The organism is Aurantimonas sp. NFXS3, from assembly GCF_049132005.1.
Classification (GTDB): Bacteria; Pseudomonadota; Alphaproteobacteria; order Rhizobiales; family Rhizobiaceae; genus Aurantimonas; species Aurantimonas coralicida.
Map to the genome: position 1 here is coordinate 481,483 of NZ_JAGDDZ010000002.1, position 26,139 is coordinate 507,621.

26 protein-coding genes are annotated in these 26,139 nt (G+C 67.2%); 10 read left to right on the plus strand and 16 right to left on the minus strand.

Translation table 11 applies throughout. From position 1 onward, the window contains the following. Positions 1-7 precede the first annotated feature (7 nt). From tsaE to ahcY, 3 genes are all read right to left on the minus strand, one after another. Positions 8-1,576 carry a tRNA (adenosine(37)-N6)-threonylcarbamoyltransferase complex ATPase subunit type 1 TsaE gene (gene tsaE / locus J3367_RS07410; protein ID WP_081651827.1) on the minus strand — a complete coding sequence of 523 codons (1,569 nt, stop codon included), beginning with the start codon at positions 1,574-1,576 and terminating at the stop codon, positions 8-10. Then, positions 1,573-4,167: a PAS domain-containing sensor histidine kinase gene (locus tag J3367_RS07415; protein ID WP_244495360.1), complete on the minus strand. Its 2,595-nt coding sequence runs from the start codon at positions 4,165-4,167 to the stop codon at positions 1,573-1,575. The genes tsaE and J3367_RS07415 overlap by 4 nt, the downstream gene beginning before the upstream one ends. 392 nt (positions 4,168-4,559) lie before the next feature. Further along, a complete protein-coding gene (ahcY, locus tag J3367_RS07420) occupies positions 4,560-5,960 on the minus strand; it encodes an adenosylhomocysteinase (RefSeq protein WP_024349467.1) in 1,401 nt (466 codons plus the stop codon). Between the two features lie 201 nt (positions 5,961-6,161). Here ahcY and J3367_RS07425 point away from each other — a divergent pair, with 201 nt between their 5' ends. Beyond that, positions 6,162-7,985, plus strand: coding sequence for a hypothetical protein (locus tag J3367_RS07425; RefSeq protein WP_155898397.1), 1,824 nt, complete (start codon positions 6,162-6,164; stop codon positions 7,983-7,985). 21 nt (positions 7,986-8,006) lie between these two features. Here the strand turns inward: J3367_RS07425 and J3367_RS07430 are convergent, their stop codons facing one another. The 6 genes from J3367_RS07430 to J3367_RS07455 form a co-directional block, all read right to left on the minus strand. After that, positions 8,007-8,294, minus strand: a complete 288-nt coding sequence (locus tag J3367_RS07430; protein ID WP_024349469.1) for an HPr family phosphocarrier protein — start codon at positions 8,292-8,294, stop codon at positions 8,007-8,009. Positions 8,295-8,362: 68 nt separating this feature from the next. After that, the gene (locus J3367_RS07435) at positions 8,363-8,764 is read right to left on the minus strand and encodes a PTS sugar transporter subunit IIA (RefSeq protein ID WP_009211079.1); all 402 of its coding nucleotides are present in this window, start codon (positions 8,762-8,764) and stop codon (positions 8,363-8,365) included. 187 nt (positions 8,765-8,951) lie between these two features. Next, positions 8,952-9,410, minus strand: a complete 459-nt coding sequence (locus tag J3367_RS07440; RefSeq protein WP_024349470.1) for an HPr kinase/phosphorylase — start codon at positions 9,408-9,410, stop codon at positions 8,952-8,954. Then, complete coding sequence (locus J3367_RS07445; protein WP_024349471.1) at positions 9,407-11,230, minus strand: sensor histidine kinase; 1,824 nt, start codon at positions 11,228-11,230, stop codon at positions 9,407-9,409. The genes J3367_RS07440 and J3367_RS07445 overlap by 4 nt, the downstream gene beginning before the upstream one ends. 19 nt (positions 11,231-11,249) lie before the next feature. Continuing rightward, positions 11,250-11,951 carry a response regulator transcription factor gene (locus tag J3367_RS07450; RefSeq protein WP_009211076.1) on the minus strand — a complete coding sequence of 234 codons (702 nt, stop codon included), beginning with the start codon at positions 11,949-11,951 and terminating at the stop codon, positions 11,250-11,252. 296 nt (positions 11,952-12,247) lie between these two features. Then, complete coding sequence (locus tag J3367_RS07455) at positions 12,248-12,727, minus strand: pyridoxamine 5'-phosphate oxidase family protein (protein ID WP_024349473.1); 480 nt, start codon at positions 12,725-12,727, stop codon at positions 12,248-12,250. Between the two features lie 363 nt (positions 12,728-13,090). On the opposite strand from J3367_RS07455, the gene J3367_RS07460 reads away from it, so the two are divergent. The 6 genes from J3367_RS07460 to J3367_RS07485 all read left to right on the plus strand — a co-directional run bounded on the left by J3367_RS07460 (position 13,091) and on the right by J3367_RS07485 (position 17,721). Then, complete coding sequence (locus tag J3367_RS07460; protein WP_187389933.1) at positions 13,091-14,701, plus strand: phosphoenolpyruvate carboxykinase; 1,611 nt, start codon at positions 13,091-13,093, stop codon at positions 14,699-14,701. 158 nt (positions 14,702-14,859) lie between these two features. Continuing rightward, the gene (arfB, locus tag J3367_RS07465; protein WP_009211073.1) at positions 14,860-15,294 is read left to right on the plus strand and encodes an alternative ribosome rescue aminoacyl-tRNA hydrolase ArfB; all 435 of its coding nucleotides are present in this window, start codon (positions 14,860-14,862) and stop codon (positions 15,292-15,294) included. 171 nt (positions 15,295-15,465) lie between these two features. Next, positions 15,466-16,038, plus strand: coding sequence for a fasciclin domain-containing protein (locus J3367_RS07470; RefSeq protein ID WP_009211072.1), 573 nt, complete (start codon positions 15,466-15,468; stop codon positions 16,036-16,038). Positions 16,039-16,262: 224 nt separating this feature from the next. Continuing rightward, complete coding sequence (gene msrB / locus J3367_RS07475; protein WP_024349476.1) at positions 16,263-16,769, plus strand: peptide-methionine (R)-S-oxide reductase MsrB; 507 nt, start codon at positions 16,263-16,265, stop codon at positions 16,767-16,769. A gap of 224 nt (positions 16,770-16,993) precedes the next feature. Continuing rightward, the gene (locus J3367_RS07480; protein WP_024349477.1) at positions 16,994-17,428 is read left to right on the plus strand and encodes an Hsp20 family protein; all 435 of its coding nucleotides are present in this window, start codon (positions 16,994-16,996) and stop codon (positions 17,426-17,428) included. Positions 17,429-17,466: 38 nt separating this feature from the next. Continuing rightward, positions 17,467-17,721, plus strand: a complete 255-nt coding sequence (locus J3367_RS07485; RefSeq protein WP_024349478.1) for a DUF1150 family protein — start codon at positions 17,467-17,469, stop codon at positions 17,719-17,721. A 92-nt stretch (positions 17,722-17,813) separates the two neighbouring features. Here J3367_RS07485 and ptsN read toward each other — a convergent pair whose 3' ends face one another. From ptsN to lptC, 6 genes are all read right to left on the minus strand, one after another. Next, positions 17,814-18,278, minus strand: coding sequence for a PTS IIA-like nitrogen regulatory protein PtsN (gene ptsN, locus J3367_RS07490; RefSeq protein WP_009211069.1), 465 nt, complete (start codon positions 18,276-18,278; stop codon positions 17,814-17,816). A gap of 59 nt (positions 18,279-18,337) precedes the next feature. Beyond that, on the minus strand, positions 18,338-18,913 hold the full coding sequence (gene hpf, locus J3367_RS07495; RefSeq protein WP_024349479.1) for a ribosome hibernation-promoting factor, HPF/YfiA family: 576 nt from the start codon (positions 18,911-18,913) through the stop codon (positions 18,338-18,340). A 250-nt stretch (positions 18,914-19,163) separates the two neighbouring features. Next, on the minus strand, positions 19,164-20,675 hold the full coding sequence (gene rpoN / locus J3367_RS07500) for an RNA polymerase factor sigma-54 (protein WP_024349480.1): 1,512 nt from the start codon (positions 20,673-20,675) through the stop codon (positions 19,164-19,166). Between the two features lie 262 nt (positions 20,676-20,937). Beyond that, positions 20,938-21,696 (minus strand): LPS export ABC transporter ATP-binding protein, encoded by a 759-nt coding sequence (gene lptB, locus J3367_RS07505; RefSeq protein ID WP_024349481.1) that lies wholly within the window; start codon positions 21,694-21,696, stop codon positions 20,938-20,940. Between the two features lie 95 nt (positions 21,697-21,791). Beyond that, positions 21,792-22,409 (minus strand): LptA/OstA family protein, encoded by a 618-nt coding sequence (locus J3367_RS07510; protein ID WP_024349482.1) that lies wholly within the window; start codon positions 22,407-22,409, stop codon positions 21,792-21,794. A 3-nt stretch (positions 22,410-22,412) separates the two neighbouring features. After that, complete coding sequence (gene lptC, locus J3367_RS07515) at positions 22,413-23,195, minus strand: LPS export ABC transporter periplasmic protein LptC (RefSeq protein ID WP_029702790.1); 783 nt, start codon at positions 23,193-23,195, stop codon at positions 22,413-22,415. Positions 23,196-23,434: 239 nt separating this feature from the next. Between lptC and sppA the strand changes: the two genes are divergently transcribed. From sppA to J3367_RS07530, 3 genes are all read left to right on the plus strand, one after another. Then, entirely contained in the window at positions 23,435-24,412 is a 978-nt protein-coding gene (gene sppA / locus J3367_RS07520) for a signal peptide peptidase SppA (protein WP_024349484.1), read from the plus strand. A 97-nt stretch (positions 24,413-24,509) separates the two neighbouring features. Continuing rightward, a complete protein-coding gene (locus J3367_RS07525) occupies positions 24,510-24,791 on the plus strand; it encodes an integration host factor subunit beta (protein WP_009211062.1) in 282 nt (93 codons plus the stop codon). A 261-nt stretch (positions 24,792-25,052) separates the two neighbouring features. Then, positions 25,053-25,421, plus strand: coding sequence for a lipopolysaccharide assembly protein LapA domain-containing protein (locus J3367_RS07530; protein ID WP_051141518.1), 369 nt, complete (start codon positions 25,053-25,055; stop codon positions 25,419-25,421). A gap of 83 nt (positions 25,422-25,504) precedes the next feature. Here J3367_RS07530 and J3367_RS07535 read toward each other — a convergent pair whose 3' ends face one another. Continuing rightward, on the minus strand, positions 25,505-25,981 hold the full coding sequence (locus tag J3367_RS07535) for an SRPBCC family protein (protein ID WP_009211061.1): 477 nt from the start codon (positions 25,979-25,981) through the stop codon (positions 25,505-25,507). Positions 25,982-26,139 lie beyond the last annotated feature (158 nt).

Consider the following 26,139-nt stretch of genomic DNA (forward strand, 5'->3'; position numbering starts at 1 on the left):
TCCGGGCTCAAAGGGGGCGCTGCGTCGGTGCCTCGTCGAGGACGCCCCAGTCTTGGTACAGATCGCGCAGGGCTGTCAGGGACGGGTGGTCGAGCGTGCGCGCCAGATAGGCTTTAATCCGTGGGATGTGACGGAGATATTGCGGCTTGCCATCGCGTTCCAGCAATCGCACGAAAATACCGAGGATCTTGGATCCGCGCTGGGCCGCCATGATGGCATAGGCGCGCTCGAAACCGGCTGCGTCGAAACCCGCGTCTCCGGCGCGCAGCGAGAGATAGTGCGCGGTGAGCCGCGCCTCGAGTTCGGCCGGTACGTCGACGCGGGCATCCTGCGCCAGGGAGGCGAGATCGTAGGCGGCCGGGCCGATCAGCGCGTCCTGGAAGTCGATGAGCCCGATCCGGGCGAGACCCTCTTCAGCCGGGCGCCAGATGATGTTTGGCGAATGGAAGTCGCGCAGCACCAGACTGGTCTCGGCGCTGTCCAGCGCATCGAAGAGGCCGTTCCAGATCTGCGCGAAGCGCGCCGTCTCGTCGGGACTGGCCGATCGATGCCGGGCGTGGGGCAGATACCAGTCGGGCAGGAGGTCGACTTCCATGCGCATGGCACGGCGATCATAGGGTGGCACCGTGTGACGAACGCCAACCGTCACCGGCATGACCGGGTCCCAGCGGGTCCCGTGCAGGGCAGCGAGCGCGGCTGCCGCAGCCTCGTAGCGTTCGGGGACCGGATGCCCATCGGCGTCGAGCAGGGTCTCGCTACCCAGATGCTCGATCAGCAGGAGGCCGGCGTCCAGATCGGCACGGTGGATCCGCGGCGCCGCGAAGCCCACAGCGGACAGCGCATTGGCCACGGCCACGAAAGGCGCCACGTCCTCGGCGAGATGGGCGATGCGGCTGTAGGGCAGGCCGTCGCGGATGGGCGGGCCGTCGGGCTGGCGCGGAGCGTCCATGACCACCAGCGTCTCGCCGTCCCTGTCCACCGTCTCGTAGCGGCGGCTGGAGGCATCGCCGCTGAAGCGGCGGCGGGGCTGTTCGGCGCAGCCGGCTTCGGCGAGGAAGCTGCGGATTGCCAGCGAACGCAGGATGCGGGGCGCCGCCTCGGCATCGGCGCTCACATGGGCGGTCCGGCCGCCGCCGGGGGCATTGTCCAGCGTGACTGTCACCGAGGCCGCGGCCAGCGCCGACGGCGCGTTCTGCGGCCATTCGACGAAGACGATGCCGTCCCGCGCCATCTCCTCGAAGCCGAGCTCGTCCAGTTCGTCGTCGCCCGACAGGCGGTAGAGATCGAGATGCGCCGCCGGCGGGCTCGTCTCGTAGGGCTGCACCAGCGTGTAGGTCGGCGACGGCACCTCGAGCTCCGGGTCGTCGGCCAGGGTGCGGATCGCGGCGCGTGCCAGCGTCGACTTGCCGGCGCCCAGATCACCGATCAACGCGACCACGTCGCCCGCCGCCAGCGCCAGCGCCAGGTCGCCGCCGAGCCGCAGCGTGGCGGCTTCGTCGGCAAGCGGAATACGGGCGATCTCCACGAGCGCGTCCGGCGCGTCGCTCGCGATCGTTGCCGGGCGTGTGGCGCTCATTCGGCGGCGTCCTCGAAGGCCTGATCGTCGCCATCGTGGCGCAGCGGGGCGGCCGGGTCGAGCGGGAAGTCGCAGATCACCGTCGTTCCCTCGTCCGGCGCGGACTGGATGCAGATCGTGCCGCGATGCAGTTCGACGAAGCTCTTGACGATGGACAGGCCCAGCCCGGCGCCGGAATGGCGCCCGCCGGCCGGATTGGATTCGAAGCGCTCGAAGACCCGGTCGATCTGGTCCGCCGGAATGCCGGGGCCGCGATCGGTGACGGCAAAGGAGATGGCGCGTGGGCCGCGGGTGGCGACGACGTCGACGGCGGTCCCGGCCGGTGCGAAATTCGCCGCGTTCGACAGGAGGTTGAAGAGGATCTGGGTGAGCCGGTGGCTGTCGGCCATGAAGGTCTCGCCGGCCTTGTCGAGGTCGATCCGCAGCGTGACCTCGGCCTCCTCCAGCCGCTCCCTGATGCCGTCGGCCGCGTGCTCGACGGTGCTGACGATGTCCACTTCGGACAGGTCGAGCTCCATGATGCCGGCATCGACCGTGGCGAGGTCCAGAATGTCGTTGACGATGGTCAGGAGCGAGCTGGTGGAGACGGCGATGTAGTCGAGATACTCGCTCTGGCGTTCGTTGAGCGGCCCGGTCTCAGTGGAGCGCAGCAGCGCCGAGAAGCCGATGATGTTGGTCAGCGGCGAACGCAGCTCGTAGTTCACGTGCTGGACGAAGTCGTTCTTGATCTGGTTGGCCTGTTCCAGGGCCTCGTTCTTCTCGCGCAGCATCCGTTCGGCCTGACGCGCGTCGGAGATGTCGGAGAAGGTCAGCATGGTCTGGCCGTTGGGCAGCGGCACGATGGCGAAGGCGATGGTGCGGCCGGAGGACAGGGTCATCTCGCCGGTCTCGGTATCGCGGCGGGTTTCGTCGAAGGCGGTGACCGACTGGCAGAACAGCGGCCAGCCGCCGACGGCGGACGCCGTGCCATCGGTGTCGGCGGAGGAGATCGTGCGGCGGATCGCGACGCTGGCGAGATCCGACAGGGTGTGGATGCGCGGCCGCGACAGGAGATAGTCCGGCTTGAGCCCGAACAGCTCGGCGAAGGACGGGTTGGACAGCCGCAGGCGACCATCGCTGCCGAACACCGCGACGGCCTCCGACAGATAGTCGATGGTCTCGCGCTGCAGCTGGACCGTGGCCTTCACCTGGCTTTCCAGATCGAGCTTCTCGGTGATGTCCTCGAAGATCCAGGTGGCGCCGCCCTGGGGCTGCGGCGTGGCGATGACGCGCAGCGTGCGGGCATCGGCGAGGTGCCACATCGTCTCGGTCGGCTCGGTCGCCCGGTAGGCGGCGAGGTCCTGGTCCTGGATCTCGCTGCGGAACAGCTTCTCCACCGGCAGGATGCCGCGGGTGCGCAGATGGTCGAGCAGCGCCAGATGGTCGGGCTCCGATTCCAGATAGGAATTGGTCAGGTCGAACAGGCGCTGGAAGGCGGCGTTGTGATAGGTGAGGCGCGTCTTGTCGTCGAAGCGAGCGACCGCCGTGGTCAGCTGGTCGAGGGTCTCGGACTGGCTGTTGATCGTCTGGCGCAGCTCCATGCGGACCTGCTCGGTCTCCGACACGTCGATGGCAAGGCCGGCCGAGCCGAGCGGGCCGGTGGCTTCCACCACCGCGAAATTGCGGCGGTCGGCCGCGACCACGGTCGAGAGCTTGTCGGAGAAGACGGCCTGTTCCGACAGGCGCGCGGCGATCGTCAGGCGATCCTGCTCCGACAGGAACTCCACCTGCCGCTCCAGCGTGTCGGCAGCTTCCTTTGCGTCGACCGAAGCTGCATAGGCGTTGTTCACCCAGCCGAGGCGGCCGTTGCGGTCGCGCAGCCAGACCGGGATCGGCGCGGCATTGAACAGATTCTGCATCGTCTCGATCATCGCGAGCGCATCGGCGCTGGCGATCTCGGCCTCGCGGACGCGCTCGCGCAGGCCCTCCAGGGCGACGAAGCGGACGACGGCAAGGCCGCCGATGGTCTTGCCCGAGGCTTCGATCAGGCGGCCATGGGGCAGGTCGATCTCGATGCTGAAGGGCTCGGCGTCATGGCGCAGCGCGGTGATGGCGGTCTGCAGCCGCAGCGCGACGTCGGCGGCCATCCAGTCGCCGAAGGACAGGAAGCGCTTTTCCTCGACCGGGGCGCCGGCAGGACCGGGCAGGGCACCGAGGATTTCCGGTGCGCCGGGGCCGGAATAGACCAGAAGCCGCTCTTCGCCGGCGGTCAGGAGCATGGTGCGGGCTTCGGCCTCGGCCCGGCTTTCGGCGAGGCTGGCGCGCAGCATGTCGTTCTCTGTGGCGGTCGCGGCGCGCTGGCGGATCAGAAAGACCGCGCTCAGCATCGAGGCGCCGATCAGCATGGCGACGAGGGCCAGGTAGAGAATGTCGGCCGGTCCCAGCATGGTATCGACGCCGCCCGCCAGCGACAGGAGCTGGGCCGAGGCCGGCGTGGGAGCCAGTGCCAGGATTGCGAGGCCGGAGCCGATGGCCCGCCGCCGGGATGGCGATGCGGGTGTGTGCGCGTGCCGGTCTGCCGTTGCGGTACGGCGCCCGTCGCAAGAATCCATTCGTGTCCGGAAAGCGCCGCCGCGCCCGGATCCACACCCCTCGTTCATTCCGTCAGTCCCCGTTCGTGTCAGCCAGCGTATCCCGGCGTCCTTGTCCCGGCCGCAGGCGCCATACCGCACGCACCGCCGCTGCCGGTGGCCCGGAATGGCAGTGCGAATGTCGGATTCGCAGTCAGCCGGGGCCGAAGCCAGAACACCGGAAGTGCCCTGACGAGACGCAAAGAAACGCTGACGCAGCGACCGGTCCACCCACCGGCAGCCGCGATTCGGACATAGTAGCCACTGCGGAATCCTGCGCAATCCACAACAACGCGGCGGGCGGAAAAGAAAAACCGCCGGGACGGCTTGCGCCCCGGCGGTTCGTCTGATTCGGGCCCGGTGTCCGGACGGGATCAGTAGCGGTAATGCTCGGGCTTGTATGGGCCCTGCTGTTCCACGCCGATGTAGGAGGCCTGCTCGGCGGACAGCTCGCTCAGCCTTGCGCCAAGCTTGGCGAGATGCAGACGGGCAACACGCTCGTCGAGATGCTTCGGCAGGACATAGACCTCGTTGCCGTACTTCTCGCCCTTGGTGAACAGCTCGATCTGCGCCAGCACCTGGTTGGTGAAGGACGCCGACATCACGAAGGACGGGTGGCCGGTGGCGTTGCCGAGGTTCAGCAGACGGCCTTCCGACAGCAGCAGCATGCGGTTGCCCTTGGCGAACTCGATCATGTCGACCTGCGGCTTGATGTTCGTCCACTTGAGATTCTTCAGCGCGTCGATCTGAATCTCGTTGTCGAAGTGGCCGATGTTGCCGACGATCGCCATGTCCTTCATCTCGCGCATGTGCTCGATGCGGATGACGTCCTTGTTGCCGGTCGTCGTGATGAAGATGTCGGCGCTGGAGACGACGTCCTCGAGCTGAACGACCTCGAAGCCGTCCATAGCGGCCTGCAGCGCGCAGATCGGGTCGACTTCCGTGACCTTCACGCGGGCGCCGGCGCCCTGCAGCGAGGCGGCCGAGCCCTTGCCGACGTCACCGTAACCGCAGACGACGGCGACCTTGCCAGCCATCATCACGTCGGTGGCGCGACGGATGCCGTCGACCAGCGATTCCTTGCAGCCATACTTGTTGTCGAACTTCGACTTGGTGACCGAGTCGTTGACGTTGATCGCCGGGAAGGGCAGCAGGCCCTTCTTCTGCAGCTGGTACAGGCGGTTGACGCCCGTCGTGGTCTCTTCGGTCACGCCCTTGATGGCGTCGCGCTGCTTGGTGAAGAAGCCCGGGGTGGCGGCCATGCGCTTCTTGATCTGCGCGAAGAGGATCTGCTCCTCCTCGTTGCCCGGGTTGGACAGCACGTCCTCGCCGGCTTCGGCGCGGGCGCCGAGCAGGATGTACATCGTGGCGTCGCCGCCATCGTCGAGGATCATGTTGGACGGCTCACCATCCGGCCACTGGAAGATGGCGTCGGTGTAGGTCCAGTATTCCTCGAGGCTCTCGCCCTTGATGGCGAAGACCGGGATGCCGGCCTCGGCGATCGCCGCGGCGGCATGGTCCTGGGTCGAGAAGATGTTGCAGGAAGCCCAGCGCAGGTCGGCGCCGAGATCGCGCAGCGTCTCGATGAGGACGGCGGTCTGGATCGTCATGTGGAGCGAGCCGGTGATGCGCGCGCCCTTGAGCGGCTTGTCGTTGCCGAACTCCTCGCGGCAGGCCATCAGGCCCGGCATCTCGGTCTCGGCGATGTCGAGTTCCTTGCGGCCGTAGGCGGCGAGGGAGATATCCTTGACAACGTAATCCTGTGCGTTGGCCATGTGCAATCCATTCGTACGGTGGGAAATTGGGTGGTCGGCCGGGGTTTCCCCCGGTCGCATTAGCAGCGATCTACCAGTCTTGCGCCTTTCGGACAAGGGGACATAAACATTTGCTTATGTCTTGATTGGATGCGCCGCGCTTTGCCCGCGCCGGTTTTGGGGATAGCCTGCCGCGGCAATGCGCGGGAGGAGGAGACGGTGATGGGCCTGAGGTGTGGCATGCTGGCTGCGGGCCTGTGCGGGCTCCTTGTGGCGAACGGCCCCGCCGAGGCGGCCGGTGGCAGCGAGGGCGCGCTTGCGGGCAGCCTGTTCGAGTTCGCGCTGCCCTATTCGCCCTATCTGTTCGACCTCGCCCTCTATGCGGGCCGGGGCGTCGCCGAGATTACCTACGACGCGCGCCGTTACGACGATGTGACACAGGCGCTGATCGTGACCGGTCTGAAGATCCGCCGTGACGATTTCACCGCGGAAATCGGCCAGATGCGCCTGTCGGCCGAACAGGCGGTCTATGAATCCGTCGCCGTCGACACACGCGCCCTGCCGCTCGACCCGCCCGTGCGGGCTGTCCTGCAGCAGCTCGTCCGGGAAGTCCTGACCGGCGACATCGTCGTGGCCGGCCGCACCGACGTCGCGGCAGCCGACTACGACCTGCAGGCGTCGGTCGCGATCGACGGCGTGGGAACCCTCGACCTGTCCGCCGACCTTCGCGGCTTCCACATCCTCCTACCCCTGGACGACTTCGAGGGGGGCACGGGAAGCGACGATCCGGTGCTGGCAGGCCGCCTGCAATCGGCGGAAGCGAGCTTTACCGACGCCGGGCTGGTGGAGGCGCTCTACCATGTCGTCGGCGCGATGCAGGGCATGACCGCCGATCAGGCCCGCGGCACCGCCGGCATGATGGCCGGCATCGGCGTCGCGGCGGTGTTTGCCGACATGCCGGGTGCGCCCGATCCGCAGCTGCAGGCCATGGCCCGCGAGTGGTCGGCAAGCGTGCAGGCGTTCCTGGCAAAGCCGGACCGGCTGAGCCTGCGGCTGCAGCCCGCCGCGCCCTTCGATCTCGCCCGCCTGACCGGGGATGCACCGGTGGGCGCCGCCGAGATCGTGGCGCTCGCACCGTCGGTCGCCGCCGGGCCGGCGCCGGCCATCGCGCTCCTCGATCCCGATACCCTCGTGTCGGGACCCGATGCGGACCTCGCCGCGGTGCTGACGACGGCTGACGCTCTGATCGCCGGCCGCGGCGTGCCACAGGACATCGTGCGGGCGGTGACGATCCTCCTGCCGGCGGTGGAAAAGGATAACCGGGCGGCCATCGGGCTCCTCGCCCGTGCGCTGGCACTGAACCCGCGCGTCGCGATTCCGCAGGACGGACTGCGCGGTGCCTATGTGGCGCTGCTGCTGGCGCGGGCCGACGGGATCGCCATCGCCGACGACAGTCTCGCGGCGGTCCAGGGGCGTCTCAGCCCGGAAGAGGTGGCAGCCGCCGAGGACGATGCACAGCTGCGCTGGCGCCGGACGCCCGCCGGCGAAGCCCGTCACGCGGCGGAAGTCGCCGCCTTCGGCCAGCGTGACTGGGCGGCGATCCGGCGGCTGGCCTTCGGCTACTATGAAGGCATCGAGACGCCGCGCAACGGCATGCGTGCCTATGGCTGGGCGACCATCGCGGCGGCCGGCGGCGACCGCATTGCCGCGGGCCTGCGTGACGATCTCGTGGCGGCGGTGAATTCCGGCCGCTTCATCCTGCCGATGGAGCGCGCCAAGGCCGCCACCGCCGATCTGTGGAAGCTGCTGATTGCCGAGGCACCAGATGCCGCAGGCGCCGAACCGGCGCCGGACAGCGGCGAAGCGACCGGGACGGAGGGCGCGGAGATGCCCGCTGCTCCCCCGGAGGCCGGTCAGGCCGGAAACGGAGACGCTGAAGAAGGCAGCACGGGCGAAGAGGGCACGAACGCTGTCCCCAGGCCGGACACCCGCGAGGAAGACACAGCCGCGAGCGCGCCCGGCAACGCAGTGCCGCCGGCCGACTGACCGGGCGCAGGGGCAACGCGGCTAGCTGTCCTCGCCGAAACGGTTGGCGACGAGGTTCTCGATCGCATCGAGCGCGGCGTCCGCGTCATTGCCGGTGGCGGCGACCTCGATGGTCGTGCCCTTGCTGGCCGCCAGCATCATCAGCCCCATGATCGACTGGCCGCCGACGGTCATGCCGTCGCGCGAGATCGTCAGCTCGGCATCGAACGCCTCGGCCGTCTGCACGAAACGCGCCGAGGCGCGGGCATGCAGGCCGCGCTTGTTGACGATGGTCAGGGTGCGGGGTGGCGGGGTGGCGGACCGGGTCATCAGGCTGGGCCTGCCGGCATCGGCCGGGGCAGGGCAATTGGTATCGCTCGGAGTGCCGGCATTGGTGCTCACTTGCCGCTCAGCACCCGGCTGGCGACGTTGATGTATTTGCGGCCGGCTTCCTGCGCCTCGACGAGGGCGACCGCCAGCGGTTTTTCCTCGCGCACACTGGCCAGCTTGATCAGCATCGGCAGGTTGACGCCGGCCAGGACGTCGACGCGATTGCCGTCCATGACGGAGATGGCGAGGTTGGAGGGCGTTCCACCGAACATGTCGGTGAGAATGATCACGCCGGCGCCGCGTTCCGCCCGGGCGACGGCCTCGACGATATCGACGCGTCGCTGCTCCATGTCGTCCTCGGGGCCGATCGAGATTGTCTCGAAGGCGTCCTGCGGGCCGACGACGTGCTCGACCGCGTGACGGAATTCATCGGCAAGCCGGCCATGGGTCACGAGTACCAGACCGATCATACGCCGTCCCTCACGCTAGTCTGGCCCGGCATCGCGGCGGCCTCCCTGAACTGCTGGGCCGTTCGGCCGCATATCTGCTGCGGGAGATGCGGCAAAGCCGACCTCCACGGGCGCGCATCCTCGCCATCCTTCGGCGGATACGCAAGTTAAATGATCACGCGCTGCGTACTTGCCGGTCACCATTGTCTCAGACGTCGTTGACGGGCGGTGAAAGCACCAGCGAGGCAAGGATGTCGGCGCCGAAACCGGCCTCGCGTGCCGGCAGTTCCACCCGCCGGATCGCCTGCCCGAGAATCTCGGCCGTCCGGGGCTCCGGCAACCGTTCGATGCCGGCCGGATCGACCAGATCGACGACGAGGCCGAGGCGGGCGGAGGCCGCGAAAGGCTCCCGCAGGATGCCGATGCCGGAGACCTCGATCAGCCCGGCGAGCGTGGCCGGCGCCGACATCGAGACGGCGTTGCCGCCTTCCTGTGCGACGACGACGCGGTCGTCGGCCACCAGCAGCGCTTCGAGGTTCAACGCACTGCAGCGGCGCAAAGTCGACAGCGCCAGGGAGGACTTGCCGCTGCGCGCCGGGCCGCGGATCAGAATGCCGAGATCGCCGATCCGGATCGCGCAGCCGTGGAGATTGGCCGGTTCGCTCATTCGGCCGGGAAGGACACGATGAACCGCGCACCCGCGACGCCGTTCGGCGCGTCGCTGTCGGCGATGTTCTCCGCCCGGATCGTCCCGCCATGGGCTTCGACGATCTGCCGGCTGATCGACAGGCCGAGGCCTGAATTCTGGCCGAAGGCCTCGGCCGAGGGCCGGTCGGTATAGAAGCGCTCGAAGATCCGGTCGATGATCTCGGCCTGGATGCCGGGGCCGTTGTCCTCGACCACAATGACGACGCGGCTGTTGCGGCGGCGCAGGAGGACGTCGATGCGGCCGTTGGTTTCGGGGACGAAGGAGCGGGCGTTCTCGATCAGGTTGGTGAAGACCTGGCTCAGCCGCAGATCGTGGCCGGTCACCACGTAGCCGTCCTTGATCGAGCCGGGCAGCGCCTGCTTGTCGAAGGTGATCGAGACCTGCCGGTCGGGCTTGGACTGGCTGCGGGCGCCCTCCACCACGGCGCGCAGGAGCTGGGAGAGGTCAACCTTGCTGGCGATCTGGCGGGCGAGCTCCGCATCGAGGCGCGAGGCGTCCGAAATGTCGGTGATCAGCCGGTCGAGCCGGCGCACATCGTGCTGGATGATGTCGAGCAGGCGCTCGCGCGAGGCGTCGGTGCGGGCCAGCGGCAGCGTCTCGACGGCGCTCCGCAACGAGGTCAGCGGGTTCTTCAGCTCGTGGCTGACATCGGCGGCGAAGGTCTCGATCGCGTCCATCCGGGCATAGAGCGAATTGGTCATGTCGCGCAGCGCGGTGGCCAGATTGCCGACCTCGTCGGCACGGTCGCCGAAATCGGGGATCGCGGTGCGTTCGTTGACGCCGCGCCGCACCCGGATCGCGGCCGCCGACAGCCGCCGCAATGGTGTCGCAATGGTCGAGGCGAGCAGGATCGACAGGACGATGGTCACCAGCGAGGCGACGGCGAAGGTCCGCACGATGGCGGTCCGCTCGGCCTGCACGATCTTGTCGATGTCGCCGCCCTGGGTGGACAGCATCAGAACGCCGAGCACCGCCCGGAAGCGCTGGATCGGCACGGCGACGGAGACGATGAGCTCGCCGCCCTCGGTCGCCCGCACCACCGTGGCCGGGCCGCCGGTCAGGGCGTTCATCACCTCCGGATAGGCGGCGCCCGAGCCGCCCGGCGTCTCGCGATAGACCGGCAGGTCGCGGCGCTGGAACAATTGCTGGAACCAGTCGGCCAGCATCTCGCCGAAGCCGGGCTCCTCATCGACCGCGACCGGCGGCAGGTCGTAGCGCAGGATCTGGCCGCGCGAATACAGATGCCGGGAATCGAGGATGAGATTGGCGTCGCGGTCGTAAAGACGCGCCCGGGTGCGGGTCGGGGAGATCAATCGTCTGAGCAGCGGGGCGACCCGCTCCGGATTGATCGGAAAGTCGAGGCTGTCGGTGGAATCGGCACTCGGCGCCAGCGTGTCGCCGGCCTGGAGCTCCAGGAGACGCTCCGGATCGAGGGTGATCGAGTTGGTCTCCACCGTCGCCGACGAGGCGATGGCGCTGGCGATGATCTCGCCCTGGGTCAGGAGGCTCTCCACCCGGGCGTCGATCAGCCCGGCGCGGAACTGGTTGAGATACAGGATGCCCGAGACGAGGACGATCAGCGCGACGAGATTGAGGAAGACGATGCGCCGCGTCAGCGACGAGAAGATCGTGTGCCCGAGCAGCCAGCGCGTGCGGTAGAGCACCCGGCGGATGAACGGCAGCCGACGCAGGCGGCCGCGCACGATCGCCTCGCGCCGCCGTCGGTTGCGCCGCTCCGAACCGCCATCGCCGGCTTCTGTTTCGCTGATGGACACCATCGACCTTTCTAGGGCCCGCTCACGCTTCCCGGAAGCGGTAGCCGACCCCGTAGAGGGTCTCGATCATGTCGAAGTCGTCGTCGATCGCCTTGAACTTCTTGCGCAGCCGCTTGATGTGGCTGTCGATGGTGCGGTCGTCGACATAGACCTGCTCGTCATAGGCCGCGTCCATCAGGGCGTCACGGCTCTTCACCACGCCGGGCCGCTGGGCGAGGGAGTGCAGGATGAGGAACTCGGTGACGGTCAGCGTCACGGGATGGCCGGTCCAGGTGCAGGTGTGGCGTTCCTGGTCCATCACGAGCTGGCCCCGCTCCAGCGAGGATTCGGGCACCGGGCCGCCGGGCTTTGCCGCCTCGCGCGGCGCGCCGCGCCGCAGGATCGCCCGCACCCGCTCGACCAGCAGGCGCTGCGAGAACGGTTTGCGGATATAATCGTCGGCCCCCATCTTCAGGCCGAACAATTCGTCGATCTCCTCGTCCTTGGAGGTGAGGAAGATGACCGGAATATCGGATTTCTGGCGCAGGCGCCGCAGCAGCTCCATCCCGTCCATGCGCGGCATCTTGATGTCGAAGATGGCGAGATTCGGCGGTCGGGACTGCAGGCCCTCCAGCGCGGACGCGCCGTCGGTGTAGGTCTCGACCCGGTAGCCCTCATTCTCCAGCGCGATCGAGACCGACGCGAGAATGTTCCTGTCGTCGTCGACAAGGGCGATGGTTGGCATTGCGATCTTCTCCAGTTTCCGTCCCTCGCAGCGACGTGCGTGTCGCGAGAGGGGCTCGGCCGCGCCCGGCAGGATCACTGGTCGCGGCCGTCGAGGCAGATGTCCCTTCTGCTGATGCGTTCCGCAACAGGGAACGCGCCATCGGCAGCGCCAATCAGCGATAAATGTGGCGGGATTGGAAAATTACAAAGACGTAGCGGAAGTTTTCGGCCGGCCGGCATCCCGCGCGGCGGCTTCGTCCTGTGTCCGGCACCATCCCGGGGACCTGCCGGTCGCGGGGTGGTGGCTCGGCGGCTCTAGAGATCGACCTTGCGCTGCTCGCCGATCTGCGGCCGCTCCTTGCCGCCGACATAGGCCCTGGCGAACTCCCAGGCCTGAGTGATCTTGCTGGCTTTCACATCCCAGATTTCCGCCGAGTCCGGATCGACGACGAGAACGACCACGTCGGGATCGTTCTTGCCCTCCGGCAGCCACGCTTCGGCGGAGGCATCCCACAGATCGGCGACGAGCGACCGGTCGCCCACCACTTCCGCGCGTCCCGACAGCGACATGTACTGCCCATGCTTGGAGAAGGTGCAGGCGACATCGTCGTCGAGCGCGATCTCCTCGACTTTGTGAGTCATGCGCTCGGTCAGGAAATAGAGCTTCCGGTCGTCGCCGCGCAGGCGCAGCGCCATGGGGCGCGCCCGCATCCGGCCGCCGTCGCGCGTCACCACCATGCAGGTGTCGAAATTGCCGATCGTCTCCCAGAACTTGTCGGTGTCGCTGGTGGTCATGGCGTTCTCCTGTCGCATTCTTCCTGCACCGGAACCGGTGCTCTCCAATGGGACAATGCAGCGGACCGGGAAAGGTGCCAGCGCGATCGCGGCGGTCGCGCTGATCATGCGAGCCCGGAAGAGGCGTCCGGACGGACAGGTCCGCCATGCCGCCGCGACCGCGCCATGGCGCCGCTCTCCCGCCGCGATTTAAATCGATCATATCGGGAGGCGTCCGGATTTAATCGATTAAGTGACTGTTCTGATTGTCGATTTTCCGCCCGGAGGGCTTGCTTGTTGGAAGCCGCTGGGTAGTTAGTGGACGCGCGGCAAACATGGTGGGCGCTGGCCTGGCAGACGCGGGCTTCCGGCAAGGAGACGACAGTGGACGAGATCGGCACGAGAAATCCTGACTGCGGAATCGAGACGACCGGGCTCGATGGCCTGTCCTCCGTGCGCTGGAACCTCGGCGAAGCGGAACTGATCGAAACCGCTATCCGCCGTGGCGAAGGCCGGCTTACGGCGCATGGCGCCTTCGTGGCGACCACCGGCAAGCACACCGGCCGCTCGGCCAAGGACAAGTTCATCGTCCGCGACGAGATGACCGACCCGGCCGTCTGGTGGGACAACAACGCCGCCATGGAGCCCGAGGCCTTCGAACGGCTGCGCGAGGATTTTCAGGCCGCGGCCGCCGGCCGTGATCTGTTCGTGCAGGATCTGATCGGCGGCGCGGACCCCGAGAACGCCATCCGGGTGCGCGTCGTCACGGAATATGCCTGGCACTCGCTGTTCATCCGCAATCTCCTGATCCGGCCGTCGCAGGACGAGCTGCGCGACTTCGTGCCGGAGATGACCATCATCGACCTGCCGTCCTTCCGCGCCGATCCCGAGCGCCACGGCTGCCGCACCGAGACCGTCATCGGCGTCGATCTGTCCCGCAAGATCGTGTTGATCGGCGGCACCTCCTATGCCGGCGAGATGAAGAAGTCGGTGTTCACCGCGCTAAACTTCATCCTGCCGGAGAAGGGCGTGATGCCGATGCACTGCTCGGCCAATGTCGGGCCGGACGGCGATGGCGCCGTGTTCTTCGGCCTGTCAGGCACGGGCAAGACCACGCTCTCCGCCGACCCGCGTCGCACGCTGATCGGCGACGACGAGCATGGCTGGGGCGAAAACGGCATCTTCAACTTCGAGGGCGGCTGCTACGCCAAGACCATCCGCCTGTCGCCCGAAGCCGAGCCGGAAATCTTCGCGACCACCCGCCGCTTCGGCACCGTCCTGGAGAACGTCGTTCTCGACGAGAACCGCGTGCCCGATTTCGACGACGGATCGCTGACCGAGAACACCCGCGCCGCCTATCCGCTGCACTTCATCCCCAATGCCAGCGACACCGGCGTCGACGGCCATCCGCGCAACATCATCATGCTGACGGCAGACGCCTTCGGCGTGCTGCCGCCGATCGCCCGGCTGACCCCGGCCGAGGCCATGTACCACTTCCTGTCGGGCTACACCGCCAAGGTGGCGGGCACCGAAAAGGGCGTGACCGAGCCGGAGGCGACCTTCTCGACCTGCTTCGGTGCGCCGTTCATGCCGCGCCATCCCGCCGAATACGGCAATCTGCTCCGCGACCTCATCGCCCAGCATCAGGTCGATTGCTGGCTGGTCAACACCGGCTGGACCGGCGGCGCCTACGGCACCGGCCACCGCATGCCGATCAAGGTGACCCGCGCACTGCTCTCGGCGGCGCTCGACGGCAGCCTGAAGGATGCCGAGTTCCGCGCCGATCCGAATTTCGGCTTCCAGGTGCCGGTCGCGGTGGAGGGGGTCGATACGACCATTCTCGACCCGCGCGCCACCTGGACGGACAAGGCCGCCTATGACGCGCAGGCCGCACGGCTGGTGTCGATGTTCCGGTCGAACTTCGCCAAGTTCGAGGATCACGTCGATGTCGAAGTGATGCAGGCGGCCCCGGCCCAGGCGCTCGCCGCCGAATAGCACCGTCGTTCCCTACCGGCGCCGCCAGACTGCGCGGCGCCGGCGGGCCTCCACCGACCTTCCGGAACCCATTCGCGCGCCGCCGCATTGCCGCCCGGAGCCGGCAGCGCTATCGATGCCCATCGGGACGCGGCCGCCGGTCGCAGACGGGGCAGGGCATGGCCGGCGATCACGATCTGATCATCAACGAGCGCGTGACGATTTCCGGCGGGGATCTGCAGGAGCAGTTCATCCGTGCCGGCGGACCGGGCGGACAGAACGTCAACAAGGTCTCGACCGCGGTCCAGCTGCGCTTTGCCGCCGCCCAGTCGGCCGCGCTCTATCCCGATACGTTGCGCCGGTTGCTGCGGCTTGCCGGACAACGGGCGACCAAGGACGGCGACGTCCTGATCGAGGCGTCACGCTTCCGCAGCCAGGAGCGCAACCGCGAGGATGCGCGCGAGCGGCTGGCCGCGCTCATCCGCGAAGCCCTGAAGCCGCCCCTGCCGCCGCGGCGCAAGACCCGCCCGACCAAGGGCTCGGTCGAGCGGCGCCTGAAGGCCAAGAAGGGCCGCTCCCAGATCAAGAACCTGCGCGGACGGGTCGACGACTGAACCGGCGAAACCCGGGGCGGACCGGCCGTCTGCCGGTCAAGTTCGACTGACGCAGCCGTGATCGCATCTTTCGAAGCCGCGCGGCCCGACCCTTCGTATCTCCCGTATCCTCCTGACCGGGAGGAACCGAGATTTCCGCGGAAATCCAAGTTTCACTGGGAGACTATTGATATGATCAAGACCCTTATCCGTTCGGCCGCCATCGCCTCGCTCGTTGCAGCAGGCACCGTCGGCTTCAGCGCCGGCAGCTTCGCGCAGGACATGCCGATGGTCGGCGGCGCCGAGATGAGCCCGGAAAAGACCATCGTCGAGAACGCTTCCGCCGCCTCCAACCTGACGACGCTGGTCGCCGCCGTGAAGGCCGCCGGTCTGGCCGAGACGCTCTCCGGCGAAGGCCCGTTCACCGTCTTTGCGCCGACCAACGAGGCTTTCGAGAAGCTTCCCGACGGCACCGTCGATGATCTCCTGAAGCCGGAGAACAAGGAAAAGCTGGCCAAGATCCTGACCTATCACGTGGTCCCGGCCAAGGCGTCGTCGGAAGCGGCGATGAAGATGATCGAGGATGATGGCGGCAAGCACCCGGCACCGACCGTCGCCGGCGAGAACATCACGCTCGGCATGGACGGCGACAACATCGTCGTCATGGACGCCGCCGGCAACACCGCAACGGTGATCCAGGCCGACGTCATGCAGTCGAACGGCGTCGTGCACGTTATCGACACGGTCCTGATGCCGTCCATGTAATCGGCTCCGGCGGGCCGCCGACCTTCCCCGATTGCGGCGGTCCCGCCAACCGATCTCCCGCGCCGTCACCGGCGCGGGATACGTCGTTTGTCACTTCTGCGTAACAAGCTGGCATGCGGCAGCGAAGCAAGCCATATCCGGTGAATGGCGGCGATCGGCAAGGGATCGCTGCGGCGCGCCCGCCGCGCGGATCACATCAGCCGGCCCACAGAAGGAGATGTCCCATGCGCAGACGAAACTTCCTGGCAAGCACGGCCGCCCTGGCAGTGACGGCGATCGGCGGAAGCCTGTTCTTTCGCGCCGGCGCCCACGCCAAGGACGAAACCTTCCCCGTTACCAGGACCGAGGAGGAGTGGCGCAAGCTGCTGACCCCGGACCAGTTCGCAGTGCTGCGCGAGGAGGCGACCGAGCGGCCCTTCTCCAGCCAGCTCAACGACAACAAGAAATCCGGTCTCTACGCCTGCGCCGGCTGCGACACGCCGGCCTATTCGTCCGAGACCAAGTTCGATTCCGGTACCGGCTGGCCGAGTTTCTGGGCGCCGCTGTCCGACGACGTGATCGGCACCCGCGAGGATTTCCGGCTGATCTACACGCGGACCGAAGTCCATTGCGCCACCTGCGGCGGTCATTTCGGCCATATCTTCGACGATGGCCCCGCACCGACCGGCAAGCGGCATTGCCTGAACGGCGTGGCGCTGAACTTCCGACCCGGTCCGACCACGGCCTCCTGACCGGTTCGTGGCGGATTGACGGAACGGCGGTTCGCGCGAGCGGGCCGCCGTTTTTCGTTTGGCAAGGAAGCGGTGCGACGATGCGCGTCAACCGGCGAACCGGATGCGGAACGGCGAACGATTGAATGGAGCGGGGGGCGACGCCATATGGAGTGCATTGGCCGGAGCGGTGCCTGTCAGGGCCGCTGCCACCGAAAGTCGCTTTCCGAAGGACTTCACGACCGATGAGCCGAATGACGCCGTTTTCCAGCCCGTTGCTGCTTGGCTTCGACAGTGTCGAAAAGACGCTGGAGAGGATTGCCAAGGGCGGCGACGGATATCCGCCCTACAACATCGAACGCATCCGTCCGAAGCCGACCGACGCCAAGAGCGAGGACCTGATCCGCATCACCCTGGCGGTGGCGGGGTTCAGCCCCGAGGATCTGGAGGTCACGACGGAAGAGAACCAGTTGATGATCCGCGGTCGTCAGACCGACGATGCGGAGCGCGAATATCTGCATCGCGGCATCGCGGCGCGGCAGTTCCAGAAATGCTTCCTGCTCGCAGACGGCATGCGGATCACCGGCGCAACCCTGAAGAACGGCCTCCTGCTCGTGGATCTGGCCAAGCCGGAACCCGAGCGAGTCGTCAAGAAGATCCAGATCGCGGTCGCCGACTGACCCGAACTGCCTACGTTTGCCTAGAAAGGAGACGTCCCATGACCCATGACATCGCTTCGACCATGAGCGAGACCGACCTAGCGGCCGTTGGCGAGGGACACCTCGCCTATCTGCGCCGCATGTCCTCCGACGACATGCGCGCCCGTTTCCCTGCTGCCAAGTCGATCGAGCCGGGCCTGAACCTGTGGGCGCTGTTCTCCGCCGACGGCACGCCGCTGGCAGTCTCCGACGACCGCGGCAGCATCCTGGCGAGCGCCGACGAGAACGAGCTGCAGACCGTCAGCACCCACTGACAGCAGCGCGTCACGCTGAAAACCAAAAAGGCGGGTCTGCATGTGCAGGCCCGCCTTTTCGTTGTCGAGGATAAAAGCCGGACCTGTCCGCTTCAGGCGGCGTTCTGGGTGGCCGCCGCCGTCATCAGCGAATAGATCGAGCCGGCATCCCGCGAGCCGCGGATATTGGCCACGGTGTCCGGATTGCGCAGCAGCCGGGCCACCTTGGACAGGGCCTTCAGATGGTCGGCGCCCGAACCCTCGGGTGCCAGAAGCAGGAAGACGAGGTCCACCGGCTGATCGTCGAGAGCATCGAACTCCACCGGACGGCTGAGGCGCGCGAACACCCCCACGATCCGGTCGAGCGTCGGCAGCTTGCCATGCGGGATGGCGATGCCGTTGCCGACGCCCGTCGAGCCCAGCTTCTCGCGCTGCAGGATCGTCTCGAAGATCTCACGCTCGGTGAGTCCGGTGATCTCCGCGGCCTTCTCGGCCAATTCCTGAAGCACCTGCTTCTTGGAATTGGCTCGCAAGCCGGGCAGAATCGCCGCCGGTTCGATGAGCGTTTCGAAGTCCATCGCTGCGATGCCTTATCCTGCGTAGCGCGTGAATGTGAGCGCCGAACCTTGTGTGGCGCTCACGCCCGCTCTGCGTAGGTCGACGGATCAACCCAGCCGTAATTGCCGTCCGCACGCCTGAACACGAGATTCAGGTCGCCGGACTTGGCATTGCGGAACACCACCACCGGGCTGTCCTGGCGGTCGAGTTCCATCACCGCGCCGGCGACCGACAGGGTGCCGACCTTCAGCGTGGTTTCGGCGATGATCGCCGGGGAGAAATCCTCGGGAAGTTCCTCTTCCTCTTCCGGGATCGCCGCCATCACCGAATAGGCCATGTCGCGATGCTCGGTCGAGGACGCCTTGTGGTCCTTCAGGCGCCGCTTGTAGCGGCGCAGCCGCTTCTCGATCCGCTCGGCGGCCTCGGCGAAGCTGACATCGGGCTCGTGGGCCTGGCCCGCGGCCTGGAAGACGACACCGGTATCGAGATGCACCACGCAATCGGTCGAGAAACGCGAACCGTTCTTCGACACGACGACCGTGCCGGAAAAATTTCCGTCGAAATATTTGTCGACCGCTTCGTTCAGACGATCACCGATCCGCGTGCGGAACGCGTCGCCGATGTCCATGTGCTTTCCCGAAATACGCAGTGTCATGGCTGGAAACTCCCTTGCAATGACAGTTGACCCGGTTTCGTGAACCGGTCGACAGAAACGCGCCGGGCCGGAGTTGGATGCCGTCCGGTCGTCGCAATTGCGGGATGAGCGGGCATCTTGCCCTCCGGGCTCAAGAAGTGGCGCCTTCTAGGGAGGATCGCCTGGAGTGTCAACGCAGCCCCCACGGACCCGTCGCAGGCACCTGCGCAGGGGTCTCGTCGGGCCGCTGAGTCCGGGGGGCGAACCGCCATCAGGAGGCCAGCCGCCGTGCGTTCATCTCGCGTCGACGCTGGATCGAAGAGGGAATGCCCAGCGCCTCGCGATACTTGGCCACGGTGCGGCGTGCCAGATCGATGCCTTCCTTCTTCAGGATGGCGGCGATGTCGTCGTCGGACATCACCTTGCCTTGGCTCTCGGCATCGATCAGCAGCTTGATGCGGTGCTTCACGCTTTCGGCCGAATGGGCGTCGCCGCCATTGGCCGAGGCGATCGCCACCGTGAAGAAGAAGCGCATCTCGAAGGTGCCGCGGGGCGTGGCGATGAACTTGGTCGCCGTCACCCGGCTGACGGTCGATTCGTGCATGCCGATCGCCTCGGCGACGGCCATCAGCGTCATCGGCTTCAATCCGCCGATGCCGTGGGTCAGGAAGCCGTCCTGCCGCCGCACGATCTCGCTGGCGACCTTGACGATGGTCTTGGCCCGCTGGTCGAGCGCCCGCACCAGCCAGTTGGCCGATTGCTGGCATTCGCCGATGAAGGCGCGGTCGTCGTCGGACAGGCCGCCGCTGCGCACCGTGCGCAGATAATTGTTGTCGACGAGCACCCGGGGCAGGGCGTCGGGATTGAGCTCCACCTGCCAGCCGCCGTCCGGCGCTTCGGTGACGAGGACGTCGGGCACGATCGACTCGAAGCCCTCGTGGTCGAAGGCATGGCCGGGCTTGGGGTCAAGGCCGCGGATCTCGGCCAGGATGTCCATCAGGCCGGATTCGTCCTCGCCGGTCAGCCGCCTGAGCGCGGCGAAGTCCCGCCGCGCGAGAAGGTCGAGATTGTCGATCACGGCGGCGATGATCGGGTCGAAGCGGTTGCGGCGGCGCAGCTGGATGGCAAGGCATTCGGCAAGGTCGCGGGCGAAGAGGCCCGCCGGCGTCGCCTCGCTCTGGATGGTCGTCAGCACCGCCTCGACCTCGGCGACCGTCACGCCGAGATCGGTGGCAAGCTGGTCGCAGGACAGGCGCAGATAGCCGCTCTCGTCGAGATGCTCGACCATCGCTTCGCCGATCTTCTGGGCGGGGCCGGCCGACACTGCGTCGCGCACCTCCGAAAGGGCATGGGCGTTGAGCGACGGCCGCCGCTCGGCCAGATCCTCGACGCTGAAATCATGATCGGACGCTGCGATGCGGCCTTCGCCGCGGGCAATCGGGGCGGTTCGCTCAGGCCGGTCGCCGGCGTCCTCGCGCCCGGCGAAGCCGCTCTCGAAGGCCGCGCTGTCGCTTTCCGATCCGGTGATCTGCGTGCCGGCGGCCGCTTCCTCGCGAGGCTGGAGCGGCACGGGCGAATCGGTCGGTGTGTCCATCTCCGCCGCCGGGCGCCCGGAGGCCTCCGCGGTGCCCGCGGCAAGCAGCGGATTGCGCTCCATCTCGCCGTCGACATAGGCCGCCAGCTCGACATTGGAGTACTGCAGCAGCCGAATCGATTGCAGCAGCTGGGGCGTCATCACCAGCGATTGCGATTGCCGCATCTGCAGTTTGGCGGAAAGAGCCATGGACGCCGAGACACTCCCCAGTGCGGACTGCTGGCGGGGACGATTGGCGCCCCCGGTCGGGACCGCATCGATCACGCGGCCCGTTACCGGCCATCAAAGCGGCTTGCCGCATTCGTTGTCAATGTGAGTTCGATCGCGCCATGGCGTCGCGCGGCGCGGTTGCGGCGTGCGATTGCGCGCGTCCCGGTGGTTCCGGAATCGACGGCCCGCCGCCCGGCGCAATCGCCGGGAGGCGGTTGCGCAGAGATTGTGCAGGGACCGGCTAGAAGCTGAATTCGTCGCCGAGATAGAACCGGCGTACATCCGGATTGTCGACGATTTCCTGCGGCTTGCCGTGGGTCAGCACCGCGCCGGCATGCATGATGTAGGCGCGGTCGATCAGACCCAGCGTCTCGCGCACATTGTGGTCGGTGACGAGCACGCCGATGCCGCGTTTGGTCAGATGCCGGACCAGTTGCTGGATGTCGGAGACGGCGATCGGATCGACGCCGGCGAAAGGCTCGTCCAGCAGCATGAAGGTGGGTTTCGAGGCGAGCGCCCGGGCGATCTCGCAGCGCCGCCGCTCGCCGCCCGACAGCGAGGTCGAGGCCTGCTTGCGCAGATGGTCGATGTGAAACTCGCTGAGCAGCGCCGTCAGTTCCTCTTCGCGCACGTCGCGATCCGGCTCCACCACCTCGAGCACGGCGCGGATGTTGTCCTCGACCGACAGGCCGCGGAAGATCGACGCTTCCTGGGGCAGATAGCCGATGCCGAGACGCGAGCGCCGATACATCGGCACGGTGGTGATGTCGTGGCCGTCGAGCATGATGCGGCCCTGATCGACGGGGACGAGCCCGGTGATCATGTAGAAGCAGGTGGTCTTGCCGGCGCCGTTCGGGCCGAGCAGGCCGACCGCCTCGCCGCGCCGGACCAGCAGGCCGACATCGTCGACGACCCGCCGGCCGCGATAGCTCTTGGTCAGGCCGGCGGCCGCCAGCGTGCCCTCGGCCGCATCCGGATGGAGACCTTCAAGGTCGCCCATCCCGTGCGGCAGGCCATAGGTCGGCGCGGCCGGATGCGGGCCCGGCTCGGCATTGGCCATGGCCGCGGCGGCGGGCTGCCGTTTCAACGCCAGCCTCAATTCGTTGCCTGCCCGGCGCCGGGCGTCAGCATCAGCCGCACGCGGCCGCCGGTCTCGGCGCCGCCGTCGCAGGCGCTTTCCAGCCGGGCGAGCCCGGTGTCCATCTGGATGGTGAGCCGGCAACCCTCGGCGACGTTCTGGCCCTGGGTGAGAACGACATTGCCGCGCATCACCACGACCTGTGTTCCCATGTCGAAATCGGCCTGGTCGGCCGTGGCGACCTGATCGGCCGACTTCACATAGACCTTCTCGCTGGCTTCCAGCCGCTCGATCTGGTTCGAGCCGCCCGGCAGGCCGCCGCCACCGGCGGGCTGGCTGCCGCCGGTCTCGTCCTTCTTGTAGGTGACGACGAGGCGGCCGGTGCGCAGCTCCGTCTCGCCCTGTTCGACCTGGACATTGCCGGTGAAGGTCGCGACCGCCTTCGCGTCGTCGACGACGAGCTGGTTCGATTCGATGGAGATCGGCTGGTCGCCATCGACCTGCAGGCCACCGAAACTCTTGCCGAGGCCGGGCTCGGTCTGCTGTGCCTGCGCGGGGGCCAGCGCACCGAGCGCAAGCCCGACGAGGAGGACGGCGCCGGCGATGTTCGCGCTGCGGGGAATGATGCTTGGCATGAACTACTCGCTGGTTGACGCTTGTTGCAGGGCTTGCGACGACTTGTCCGGGCGCAGCAACATCTTCACCCGTCCGCCGAAGGTAATGACGTCGCCGCCATTTGTCAGGTTCAGGGAGCTCGCCTCGATGGTCTGTTCCGGGGTTTCGATCCGGACCGGGCCCTTGCCTTGCAGAGCGCCGCTGGCAATGTCGATGTCGGCCGCCGCCAGGCTGATGGTGATCCCGTTGGTGGTCTCGACCCGCACGCCGCCGTCAAGGGCGAGGGTTTCCGCGTTCGGATCGTATTTGCCGGAGGCGGCCTCGATATTGGCCGACGTCTCGTCGTCGATGGCGATCTTGGCCGCGATCGTCTCCAGATCGACTCCGCCGCCACCCAGTGCCTGGATCGCCCGTTCTGCGACCAGTTCATAGGGGCGGTTCTTGCCGTCGATTCCCGACATCCGCGGATCCTGCATGACGATGCGACCGTCCTCGATGGAGGTGCCGGTGACGGAGAAATCCTCCGGCAGGCTGCGCGCCACCCAGGTCACGGCAATGCCGCCGACGACGATGATCGCGGCGAGGGCCGGCAAACCGATCTTCAGAATGCGCACGAGCCGCGAATGCCGCCGGGCCCGCGCGAATTCGTGCAAGGCCCGTGACGCGGGAGGTGTGCGGGCGCGATCCCCGAGCTGGGCCGCACGCAACTGGGGATGGTCGCTGTCTACCATCGATTTCGTCCTCTGCGTGCCATCGCTCCCTGCCTGCCGTTGCGGCGCCGCGAGGGCGGTTCGCGCATCCTGCACAGCAATACGGGGTTTTTGCGTCCGGCCGAGATACGCGTCCAGCAGTATCCGTAAAATGTGAATTGTTCGTATGCCGGGACGCCGGTCGCCGCCATATGGGGACGGTCCGGCGGGCCGTCGAGGCATACCCCGGTCGCCGGACAGCAGCTTTGCGCCCGGAAAACCGATTCCATCTTCACAAGTGATGCTGTAACCCTCGCGGCGCGGGCGACTGGGCGTCCGCTCGCACGGAGAGCACCATGTCCGCGATCGAGGATCTGATCGACCGTCGCCGGCTGCGCCGCAAGCTTAGTTTCTGGCGCGTCGCCGCCATCGTGATCGTCGCCATTGCCATCGCTGCGGGCGCCTACGCCCTGTCGGCCGACCGCATGGCAAGCTCCAAGGACCAGATTGCCCGCGTCTCGATCGAGGGAATGATCCTCGAGGACCAAAAGCTGCTCGACCTTCTCGATCGGCTGAAGGACGAGGACGCCGTGAAGGCGGTGGTCCTGCGCATCGATTCCCCGGGCGGTACGACGGTCGGCGGCGAATCCATCTACGAGGCGGTGCGGGCCATCGCCGAAGTGAAGCCCGTGGCGGCCGAAGTCGGCACGCTGGCGGCCTCGGCCGGCTACATGATCGCCTCGGGCGCCGATCACATCGTGGCCCGTCGCACCTCCATCGTCGGCTCGATCGGCGTCATCTTCCAGTATGTCGATGCTTCGCAGCTGCTCGAGACGGTCGGGGTCGAGGTCAACGCCATCAAGTCGGCGCCGCTGAAGGCGGAACCCTCGCCCTTCGCTCCCGCGCCGGAGGCGGCCAAGGAGATGATCAACCGGCTGGTGATGGACACCTATGAGTGGTTCGTCGCGCTGGTCGCCGAACGCCGCGACATGAGCATGGCGGAGGCGAAGGCCCTCGCCGACGGTTCGATCTTCAGCGGCCAGCAGGGCCTGAAGAACCGGCTGGTCGACGCGCTGGGCGGCGAGAACGAGGTGCGCCGCTGGTTCGAAGAGGATCGCGGCATTGCCAGGGATCTGGTCATCGTCGACCGCGAGCCCAAGGATGACGGTTTCGACTTCTCGATGTTCGCCGGTGCCCGTGCAGCGATCTACGGCGTTTTCGGCCTCGATCCCCGGTCGGGCTCGCTGACCACCGCCGTGCTTCGCAAGGCTGGTCACCTTGACGGTCTCGTGTCGCTCTGGCAGCCTTTGGGCGGTGCGTCCTCGCTGCGTTAAGTGGCGGAAACAACTGGATTGTCGCGCACTGCCCACCGTTCCGATTGGGGTCGAGCGGAGACGGGCATCTCAAATCGTGCTCAGGGGGAGCAGTCGCTTGATCAAGTCGGAACTCGTGCAGGCCATCGCCACGCGTAATCCACATCTCTACCAGCGCGACGTGGAAACGATCGTCAACGCGATCTTCGACGAGATCACCGGTGCGCTGTGCGAATCCAACCGGGTCGAGCTGCGCGGCTTCGGCGCCTTCTCGGTCAAGCATCGCCCGCCGCGCTCGGGCCGCAATCCGCGCACCGGCGAAGCCGTCGCCGTCGAAGAGAAATGGGTGCCGTTCTTCAAGGCCGGCAAGGAACTGCGCGAGCGCCTCAACGCCGACTGATGCGGCGTTCGGTCGGCGGAACCTCGTGGGGGCGAGGGCGATCCGCCAGGCCGAAACTGTCGAAGGTCAGACTAGGCGATCCGTGTCTCGCGGCCGCGACGGGTCTGGTGAGGCCTCTCTCGGCATGCGGCGAGCCTTTTCGGTGATTGACGCGACCGGGCCGCGGCCCATCTTCAGTCACTGGCAATGGCCTGCGTCGGACGGGAGATCGATTCCGTTCGATCCGGGCGCACGACAAAACAGCATCTGGGGCGACGTCTGATGATCTCGAAAATCCTGTCCTTCATCATTCTCGTGCCGATCGCGATCGTGCTGATCGTCTTCTGCGTGGCCAATCGACAGGCGGTTCCGGTCTCGCTCGACCCGATCGGCACGCTGCCGCAGCTCGCCTTCTCGGCGCCGCTCTTCATCCTGCTTCTGGGCGCGGTGATCCTCGGCGTGGTGCTCGGCGGCATCGGCACCTGGCTGACCCAGTCCCATTACCGGCGCAAATCCTGGAAACGGAAATACGAGGTCGAGCGGCTGCGCCGTGAGGCGAGCGAGAACGAGGCCAAGCTGCGGCATCTTCAGGACGAGCGCGCCAGGGCCTCCGGCACGTCGACCTCGCTGGTCACCTCCCGCGCCGCCTGATCGGGCGGCGACCGCCGGCGCATGCGAGGCCGATCGAGATCAGCCTCGCTATTGTCCCGTGCAAATACGGGCCCGGTCCGCCCTCAGACGGCCTCGGTCGTGCCTTCCGCGGAACTGGCGCCACCTGACACCTTCTCGGCGAAGCAGTCGAAGAACTGGCCGGCCAACTTCTTGGCGGTGGAATCGATCAGCCGGCCACCGAGCTGGGCGATCTTGCCGCCCACCTGCGCCTTGACGTCGTAGGTCAGGATCGTCTCGTCGCCGTCTTCGGCAAGATGCACGTCGGCACCGCCCTTGGCGAAGCCGGCGATCCCGCCCTTGCCTTCGCCGACGATCGAATAGCTCTGCGGAGCCTCGATGTTCTCGAGGCGGACCTGACCCTCGAACTTCGCCTTCACCGGGCCGATCTTGGTCACCACCGTCGCGGCCATTTCGTTCTCGCCGGTCATTTCCAGGCTCTGGCAGCCGGGAATGCAGTCGCGCAGAACGTCGGTGTCGTTCAGCGCCGCCCACACCGCTTCGCGCCGGGCCGGGAGCCGGTATTCGCCCTTGAGATCCATCGACAGTTCCTCCCTGGTGGGTGGGGCGTGCGAAGGCCCCGTCAGCTTGATGCCGTCCTTAACGACCACGTTTTGCATCGCTTTGCCAAGATGGGGCGGAACCGCTAAGGAGCGCGTTTACACAAACAGGCAGGGAGGCTCGTCTTGGCGCGAGCACG